The following is a 9,072-nucleotide window of genomic DNA, read 5'->3' as shown; positions in this document are numbered from 1 at the left end:
TTGCTCCACACACAAACACGAATGAAAATAATTTTCAGCAACATGTGAGTTCCATCAGACCATTAAAAAAACAAATTACTTACTGATGAAAATAGCACTTATTGGTTACGGAAGAATGGGACAAGCCATTGAAGCCATCGCGAAAGAGCGCGGGCACGAGATTGTTTTGACCATTGACGTGGACAACCAACACGATTTGACCGAAGAAAATCTCAAGAGCGCAGATGTCGCCATTGAATTTACCATTCCGGCTTCGGCACCCGCTAATTATAAAACCTGTTTTTCAGCCGGAGTACCGGTTGTGAGTGGCACAACTGGCTGGTTGGACCAAAAAGCGGAAATTGTTGCCGATATGAAAAAACATGACGGCACCTTCTTTTATGCTTCCAATTTTAGTTTGGGAGTGAACCTGTTTTTCGCGCTGAATAAAAAACTGGCCGAACTGATGAAAAATCGTCCGGAGTACGACATCAGCATGGAAGAAGTGCACCACACCAAAAAATTGGATGCTCCGAGTGGAACTGCCATCACCCTGGCCGAGGATTTATTTGAAGCACATCCGGCCAAAAAAAGCTGGACGCTGGACACCCCCAAAAGCGATGAGGAAATGCATATTGAGGCCATCCGCGAAGGCGATGTTCCTGGAATCCACCGCATCAAATACGAATCAGACATTGACTACATTGAAATTGAGCACAGTGCAAAAAGCCGTCACGGTTTTGCCTTGGGAGCTGTTTTGGCTGCTGAATTCAGTGTGGGAAAAAAAGGCCTGGTTACGATGAATGATCTGTTAAATTTATAATACACGCCAAATCAATGAGAGAAATATTGACGAACAAATGGTTCAAGTTCATCGTAGTTGCCCTGATATACAGTCTTTGGGTCATCTGGATGGAAAGCTACTGGTGGTTTATCGGGCTGCCAGTTATTTTCGACATGTATGTCACCAAAAAAGTACATTGGGCCTTCTGGAAAAAGAAGAATCCGCCAGATGGCAAACAAACAAAAGTCGTTGAGTGGGTGGATGCCATTATTTTTGCGGTAATCGCAGCCACTTTCATCCGCATGTTTTTTATTGAAGCTTATACGATTCCCACCTCCTCGATGGAAAAATCGATGCTGGTTGGCGATTTTCTGTTCGTAAGCAAAACCGCGTATGGCCCAAAACTACCCAATACCCCGCTGTCATTTCCGTTTGTTCACCACACCATGCCCCTTTCCACTACCCGGAAATCATATGTTGAATGGATTCAAAACCCGTACAAACGTATGGCGGGCTTTGGCGATGTTGAACTGAACGATGTGGTGGTCTTTAACTTTCCGCATGGCGACACGGTGGCCATGAACATGCCAACCCAGGATTACTACCAGTTAATCCGCTCGTACGGGCGCGACCGGATTTGGAGCGACCAACGAACGTTTGGCAAAATTATCAGCCGCCCAGTCGACAAGCGCGAAAATTACATCAAACGTTGCGTGGGTACGCCAGGTGATGTACTGGAGCTGAAAGACGGTGAACTTTATGTGAACGGCTCGCCACAGGAAGATTTTCCGGGTGTGCAATACGATTACATCATCACCACTAACGGAACACCAATCAACAAGCGAACGCTCGAAAAGATTGGCATTTCACGTGCCGATCAACAGGTGTTCTCGGGTTCGCAATACCTGTATCCGCTGACCGATGAATATGTGACGGAACTGGAAAAGCTGAACAATGTGACCTCCATAAAACGGGTAAACATGCCTGCCGGCAATTGGGACCAGAATATCTTCCCTCACGATTCGAATTACCAGTGGAACGTGGATAACTTTGGCCCGCTGACGGTTCCAAAAAAGGGAGAAACAGTAAACCTGAACATGGAAACGCTGCCGCTTTACGAGCGCATCATCGATCTTTACGAAGACCACGAATTGGAGGTGAAAGACAGCACCATTTATGTTGACGGCGTAGCAACCGACAACTACACCTTCGATATGGATTACTACTGGATGATGGGTGACAACCGCCACAACTCAGCCGACTCACGCTACTGGGGATTTGTACCTGAAGATCATGTTGTTGGAAAAGCCGTTTTCATCTGGCTGTCGCTGGATAAGGAAAAAGGCTTGCCAAACAATATTCGTTGGAACAGGTTATTCAACGTGGTTCATTAACCAAAGCACGAACAATCTGAAAAAAGGATTCTGAAGATTTGCTTCGGCATCCTTTTTTTTATTAATTTCCCTCAAAACAAATTCATATGTCAGCAGGAATAATCGTTTTATTGATTCTGGCCTTGTTACTGGTCATTTTTACCTTACAAAACACCGTGCTCATCACGCTTAACGTTTTCTTCTGGAAAATCACGGATATTCCACTCGTTCTCACCCTCATTATCTGTATTATATTGGGCGCTATTTTGGCCTTATCTTTCGCCTATCCGAAAATGTGGAAACTGAAGGGGCAGCTTAAAGAGAAGCAAAAGAAAATCAAAGAGTTGGAAATACTGCAGGTGCCAGCGCCGGAAAAAACGCACATCGAAGGGATTGAAATGACCGATGAGGGAGGCGATGACAACAGCTTTTTTAAAGAGTAGCCGGCATGACTGATCAGGATATTCTGCTGAGTACAGCTTATTTTCCGCCTATTCAGTACCTCTCAAAATTTCTTAGTCACCAGACCGTCTGGATTGAGACAGCTGAAAACTTTACGAAACAAACCTTTCGTAACCGAACGGTGATATTGGCAGCGAATGGGCCGGAATCACTGATCATTCCCGTTGAAAAGGGACGTAGCCAAAAGCAGCAAATCAAAGATATTCGGATTTCATACGACACCAATTGGCAGCATATCCATTGGCAAGCCATTGTGTCGGCCTACCAAAGTTCGCCGTTTTTTGAGGTACTGCAGGATGATTTTCGTCTATTTTTTGAGCAGCAATTCGATTTTTTATTTGATTTTAATCAGAAAATTCTGGACACAGTTTTGGATATCCTGGAAATGGAACCAAACATTAAACGAACGCCGGATTTTGAAGTAGTCCCCGCCAATTGTCTAAATTTCCGCGAAGCCATTCATCCCAAACCACAAAAAGCTCTGCCCGACCCTTTCTTCAAACCAAAAACCTACACGCAGGTTTTTGACGACAAGTTTGGATTTACGCCCAACCTGAGCTGCATGGACCTGCTGTTCAATTGTGGATCAGAAAGCTACGCGATTTTACTGGAGAGTATTCAGCGCGACTGACCAAGCAGTCGTAGAAAGTCGAGAATGATGTCGGCATGGTCGAAAGCCAGCTCCGGCAAATGTTCCATTCTGAACCAAGCGGCTTCAGCGGCATCGTCGCCACCTTTCACTTGCGCATCCTTTTCAACAAAACCATAGAAAATAACCGACAGCGTTCGCCCGCGCGGATCACGATCCACCGCATCGTAAACCTGAAACTGCTCCAGCTTTTCTATTGTCAGCCCGGTTTCTTCCTTTAATTCCCGCTTGCAGGCCACCTCAAGCACCTCATCCATTTCGATGAATCCACCGGGTAAGGCCCAGCGGTTTTTAAACGGGTCTTTGGCCCGCCGGATCAACAAAATTTCCGCAGTGCCTTTTTTCAAAATAATGGCATCGGTTGTTACCGCCGGCCTCGGATACGCATAAGTATATTTCTTCGATTCTTGCATAGAAATTGATTTTTGTTGATCCAATAAATATTGAGCCGACGAGGACAGCTCCTTTTTTCAGGTTACCCGATGATCCGTTTCATCACACGCATTTTGTGCGAATAGCGCTTGGTTTCGATATTGAAAATACCAAACTGGTCGACATTATCGATGCGTACTTTTCCAGAGGCGTGAATAATCTTATTCTTTTCCCAAATAATGCCAACATGAATAATGTTTCCTTCTTCGTCATCAAAAAAAGCCAAATCACCAGGTTGCGCTTCTTCCACAAACGAAAATGCAGTTCCTGCATGCACTTGCTGGCTGGTATCACGTGGGATTTTTATTCCGGCCTGTTTGTAAATCACCTGGACCAAGCCCGAACAATCGACCCCAAACGGCGACCGTCCCCCCCACAAATAGGGCACATTGAAATACATCAAGGCCTGTTGAATAATGAACTTGCGCACGTCTGCCGGCTGGTGGTACATATAATTACCAGTCATTTGGTACACGTCGCGATTGATTGAAAATTCCTTTTTGTACGGACGCCAGCATGGCAGGGTGCTTCCGGCAACAATCATCATATTTTGTTCGCCGTTCAACGGAATCAGGTTAAAAATATCGGTACAAACGGCAAAGGGAGCACCGACAATCTTCTGATAAATGCGATCCGTCAATTCGGTGATCATTTTCTGATCAACCCAGCCTTGGTAGCCATCGTAGGCCGAGGTAATCCGGCACCAACCCATAAATTGCTCGTGTACTTCGAAGTGCTCGCCAAACAATAGCTGGCTGGTCATTTCGCTTCTTTCTGAGGGGTCTTTGCGCAGCGGTATGATGCTTAATCCGGAAATCCCGTAGTTCATCTGCTTTCTCAATTACATTTCAAACTGAAACGGTAAACCGCTAATCCGAAGTCTGTTCTGTTTCAATAGCCTCAGAAATCGAATGGCATGGCGTGTTTCACGAAAGAAATTGTTATTTTTAATTCTTCAAATATAGAACTTCAAGACTAGTTTTGAATGCTATTGGAAAGTCTTTAAAAAGGTATTTATGAAAAAGTTATTAACGCGACTGGCCCGCTACTACCATTTTTTTTACATTGCATTTGCATTTTTTGCAACCGTTTTTCTGCTGTATCTGATTATTCCCGGAGAGAGCCGGTTTAAGTATGAATTTCAGAAAAATGCACCGTGGCGCCACGAAACTTTGGTTGCACCTTTCAATTTTGCCATTTTAAAGGCCGATGAGGAAGTAAAACTCGAACAAGACTCCGTAAGAAGCCAGTATATTCCTTACCTAAAAGTCGATACGCTACAGCGCATTGCACAATCCAATAACCTGGAAAACTTGCTCAATCAGCACGAAATTGAACCCGAGGCAGTTCAGGATTTGAAGAATTTTTTGGCCGAACTATATGACACAGGTTTGATTGAGCAGGCTCCCGAAAACCATTTGAGCTTGCGCGGTAAGCAAGAAGTCATTCTCATAATAGACAAGTTGGCCATACGAAAACCGATGAACCAACTTTTGACGCTGAAATCAGCTTATCAACTTCTTAGCGACACGGTAAAAAACACCCTGGGCAGCGACTTTGAAACCTTCAACCAGTCCGTGAACCTGAGCGATTATATTGTTCCCAATGTTGTTTACGACGAGGTGTTTAACAACAGCGAATTGCAAAAACAACTGGATGAAGTGTCCATTACCCAAGGCATGGTTCAAACCGGAGAACGGATTATTTTTAAAGGCGATATTGTGACGCCCGATAAATACCTGATTTTAGAATCGCTGAAAAAAAGTTACGAAACCAAACGGGGTCAAGACATTGAACGCTATTTACTTATCCTGGGAAAACTCATTCTGATTATTTCCTGTTTACTGATCCTGATTTTCTACCTGTATTATTTCCGCCCCGAAATATTCAAGCAAAAGCGCCGCCTGAGTTTTATTCTCATTATGATTGTGTTGATGGTTTTTACCTCGCGTTTTGTAAACGACCGTGATTTTATGAACCTGTACCTGGTGCCCGTGGCTATTCTGCCCATCCTGCTGCGCATTTTCTTCGATTCGCGTACGGCCATATTCACCTTGCTGGTCACCACACTTTTAATCGGCTATTTTGCGCCAAACAATTTCGAATATATTTTCATGAATCAGGTGGCCGGAATCATTGCCGTATTTAGCCTCGACAAACTTCACCGCCGTTCGCACCTGGTTTTAACCGCCTTGTGGGTCTTCATCAGCTACTCGGTGGTTTTTCTGGCCTTATCCATGATTCAGGAAGGCAACATCGCCTCCATCCCCTGGCGAGAGCTGGAGTGGTTTGGTGGCAATGCCCTGCTGATCTTGCTGGCCTATCCATTGATCTATATTTTTGAGAAGCTGTTTGGCTTTGTATCCGATGTCACACTCATTGAGCTTTCTGACACAAACCAGCCCCTGCTCAGAAAGCTGGCTCAGGAAGCGCCCGGCACGTTTCAACACTCCATCCAAATTGCCAATCTGGCCGAAGAAGTCATCCTGCGTATTGGCGGCAACCCGTTTTTGGTTCGCGCCGGCGCGTTGTACCACGATATTGGGAAAACCAACCAGCCAGCTTATTTCATCGAAAACCAAGCAGCAGGCATGAGCCCACACAGCAAGCTGGACAACAAGGAAAGCGCAAAAATCATTATCGATCATGTTACGCGCGGTGTAAAAATTGCCCGCCGCAACAAACTTCCTGAAGTACTCATTGAGTTTATTAGCAGCCACCACGGAACTTCGCAAGCCAAATATTTTTATACGACTTATAAAAATGAGCACCCCGACGAAGAAGTCGATCCCAAGGAATTTACTTATCCCGGACCGCCACCAAAAAACAAAGAAACCAGCGTCGTTATGCTGATTGATGGCATTGAAGCAGCAGCCCGCGCCATGAAAGAAAAATCGTTGGAAAACCTCCGGGCTCTGATTGAAAAAATTGTGCAAGACAAAATTGATACCGGACAACTTGACAATGCAGATCTAACCTTGCGTGAAATACGGATTGTGAAAGAAACCATTCTGGAAAAACTGATGAATATTTATCATGTCCGCATTGAATATCCGGAGGACAAAACTCAGAAAAAGCAGTAGCAGCGAAAGCCAATAGCAAAAACCCTGGTTTGAAAGATCAGCTCTGGCCGTCGGAAGTCGACCTTGTTTTTCAGAGTTCATTATTCAGTAAGAATTACTAAATTGGCTATCAACATGAAAAACCCGATGAGAACATTAAGCCTAATTCTTTTGATTGCTGTTTTATCTTCCTGCAAGCAGTCGCATGAGCTGTTTAACGGGAAAGACCTTAGCGGCTGGCATATGGATGTGCCAGCGATGGATGAAAACCCGGACGCTCCCGCTCCGTTTATCGTTCGCGATGGGTTGCTGGTCAGCCTGGGCGAACCACGTGGCCACCTGATCAGCGATGCAGAATATTCCGATTACACGCTGGAAGTGGAATACCGGTTTGCCGGCGAACCCGGAAACTGCGGTGTATTGGTTCATGCTTCAACGCCGCGGGCTTTGTACAGCATGTTTCCTCAATCGTTGGAAGTACAGATGCAGCATGGCGATGCCGGCGATTTCTGGTGTATTGTTGAAGACATTACCGTTCCGGATATGGAAAGCCGGCGTGGCCCAAAAGAAAACTGGGGCATTACCGAAGGAAAAGAACGCCGGATTAAAAACCTGACCGATGACTCGGAAAAACCACTGGGCGAATGGAATCAAATGACTATCAAATGCCAGGCCGACAGCATTCATGTTTGGGTGAACGGCGACCTGGTTAACGCTGGCTTTAACTGCACCGCACAAAGTGGTCAGCTTGCCGTTCAAGCCGAAGGTGCCGAAGTTGAATTCCGAAAAATCACATTAAGGAAACTCTAAAAGATTGTTCGTATAAGATCAATCTTTATAAATGTAAAATTTAGATTAAACTTACTGTTCCATCAATTCAGATCATTCGACCTACAGAATCTAAAATCATGGATCAATTTGATGATCAATGCGCCTATTCCACTGTACCCCTGGCATCAATCTACTTAAATAGCCAGGAAAATAAGGGAATTCAAACTCCGATCCAATAACACGCACGGTCTCGCATCGTTTGAAAAACTGTTATTTTTTATACTTTTGTCCTACAGAAACAACCTGCAACGATTTCAACGGAGTATTATTGTATAAAAATCAAAAATCTTATTGATCAACCATTATGAAGAATTCACTTAAGACAACAATCAAGCGAAGTGCTTTATTTGTGTGCCTGTTTACCTTTAGTTTATCGGCCTTAGCTCAGGAGCAAGAAAACTACTTTAAAGTTGGTGGCGCCGTGCGCTTCAACATGTTTTCAAAAAGCTGGGTAGAAAATAAAACCCAGCCCGAATTTACCTGGGACACCTGGCGGTTAAACGTGGATGGCTCAGCCGGTGGAATTGACCTAAGTTTCGAATACCGCTTCTACCCCACTTTCGGGACCCATTTTATCCATCATGGCTACTTGGGCTACGAATTCAACGAAAACCTTTATATGAAATTGGGCGTTAGCCAGGTTCCTTTTGGGATTACGAAATACGCGTCGCACTCGTGGTGGTTTCAGGGACAGTACTATTTTGGACTGGAAGACGATTACGACATGGGAATCAAGTTTGACTACACCGGGATTGAAAAGCTGGACCTGAGTTTTGCCTATTACCGTCAAGCCGAACCAGAGGGACCAACAGCTGGCGGAGCAGTCACTTACGGTGCCAGCGGACCGGGACGATATTCGTATGATATTACCCCTGGAGTAGGAAAAATCGGTAGTTCGACAGTCGATGCACATATCCGCGAGTTGAACCAGTTGAATGTCCGGGCTGCCTATCACATCAGCGAACAAGTAGAGGTCGGCTTGTCGGGTCAAGTGGGCGGCATCTACAACAGTGTGCTCGACGAAGCCGAAACCAGTACAGCTTTTGCAGCCCACCTGTTGGCCGACTGGGGCAAAGGCTGGAATTTTAAAGGAACTTACATCAATTATAATTATCAAGCGAAAGCTGACAACGGGCAGTCGCTCGACATCATTCAAATGGGCGCCTATGGCTCGCCTTACGATGTGGCTGCCAAAGCCAACGCCTATGCCGTTGGAATAGCCAAAAGCTTCCCGGTTGACTTTGGCCCGATCAACAGCGTGCAAGCCTATGTGGACTACACATTCGTCGATAAAGTGAACGATGATTATGCCGACATGCATCATCTGATTCCGGGAATCCTCATTTCAGCCGGGCCTGTCTATACCTATATCGACTACGCGATGGGGAAAAATCAACCCTGGTTAAGCGCTACGTTTGGCGAAGGATTGGGAGTTGGCGACAACGATGCGGATTGGATGAAGCGTTTCAACATCAACATCGGCTACTACTTTTAACAGAA

At 45.2% G+C, this 9,072-nt stretch carries 9 protein-coding genes; 7 read left to right on the top strand and 2 right to left on the bottom strand.

The annotated features are described in order from the left end of the window. The first annotated feature begins 85 nt into the window (after nucleotides 1-85). The 4 genes from dapB (at nucleotide 86) to NC99_RS06800 (ending at nucleotide 3,229) form a co-directional block, all read left to right on the top strand. Nucleotides 86-802 carry a 4-hydroxy-tetrahydrodipicolinate reductase gene (gene dapB, locus NC99_RS06815; RefSeq protein WP_053181335.1) on the top strand — a complete coding sequence of 239 codons (717 nt, stop codon included), beginning with the start codon at nucleotides 86-88 and terminating at the stop codon, nucleotides 800-802. A 14-nt stretch (nucleotides 803-816) separates the two neighbouring features. Beyond that, on the top strand, nucleotides 817-2,157 hold the full coding sequence (gene lepB / locus NC99_RS06810) for a signal peptidase I (protein ID WP_053181332.1): 1,341 nt from the start codon (nucleotides 817-819) through the stop codon (nucleotides 2,155-2,157). Between the two features lie 86 nt (nucleotides 2,158-2,243). After that, complete coding sequence (locus tag NC99_RS06805; protein WP_053181329.1) at nucleotides 2,244-2,579, top strand: LapA family protein; 336 nt, start codon at nucleotides 2,244-2,246, stop codon at nucleotides 2,577-2,579. Between the two features lie 5 nt (nucleotides 2,580-2,584). Next, a complete protein-coding gene (locus NC99_RS06800) occupies nucleotides 2,585-3,229 on the top strand; it encodes a WbqC family protein (RefSeq protein WP_053181325.1) in 645 nt (214 codons plus the stop codon). Here the strand turns inward: NC99_RS06800 and NC99_RS06795 are convergent. Beyond that, a complete protein-coding gene (locus NC99_RS06795; protein ID WP_053181323.1) occupies nucleotides 3,217-3,660 on the bottom strand; it encodes an NUDIX domain-containing protein in 444 nt (147 codons plus the stop codon). The genes NC99_RS06800 and NC99_RS06795 overlap by 13 nt on opposite strands. Before the next feature lie 62 nt (nucleotides 3,661-3,722). Further along, on the bottom strand, nucleotides 3,723-4,508 hold the full coding sequence (locus NC99_RS06790; protein ID WP_053181321.1) for a C40 family peptidase: 786 nt from the start codon (nucleotides 4,506-4,508) through the stop codon (nucleotides 3,723-3,725). A gap of 187 nt (nucleotides 4,509-4,695) precedes the next feature. Between NC99_RS06790 and NC99_RS06785 the strand changes: the two genes are divergently transcribed. From NC99_RS06785 to NC99_RS06775, 3 genes are all read left to right on the top strand, one after another. Then, a complete protein-coding gene (locus NC99_RS06785) occupies nucleotides 4,696-6,762 on the top strand; it encodes an HD family phosphohydrolase (protein ID WP_053181318.1) in 2,067 nt (688 codons plus the stop codon). A gap of 126 nt (nucleotides 6,763-6,888) precedes the next feature. Continuing rightward, on the top strand, nucleotides 6,889-7,551 hold the full coding sequence (locus tag NC99_RS06780) for a 3-keto-disaccharide hydrolase (RefSeq protein ID WP_053181342.1): 663 nt from the start codon (nucleotides 6,889-6,891) through the stop codon (nucleotides 7,549-7,551). Between the two features lie 325 nt (nucleotides 7,552-7,876). After that, nucleotides 7,877-9,067 (top strand): hypothetical protein, encoded by a 1,191-nt coding sequence (locus tag NC99_RS06775; protein ID WP_053181315.1) that lies wholly within the window; start codon nucleotides 7,877-7,879, stop codon nucleotides 9,065-9,067. Nucleotides 9,068-9,072 lie beyond the last annotated feature (5 nt).

The organism is Sunxiuqinia dokdonensis, from assembly GCF_001270965.1.
Lineage (GTDB): Bacteria > Bacteroidota > Bacteroidia > Bacteroidales > Prolixibacteraceae > Sunxiuqinia > Sunxiuqinia dokdonensis.
This window is presented reverse-complemented; position numbering and strand designations above follow the sequence as displayed.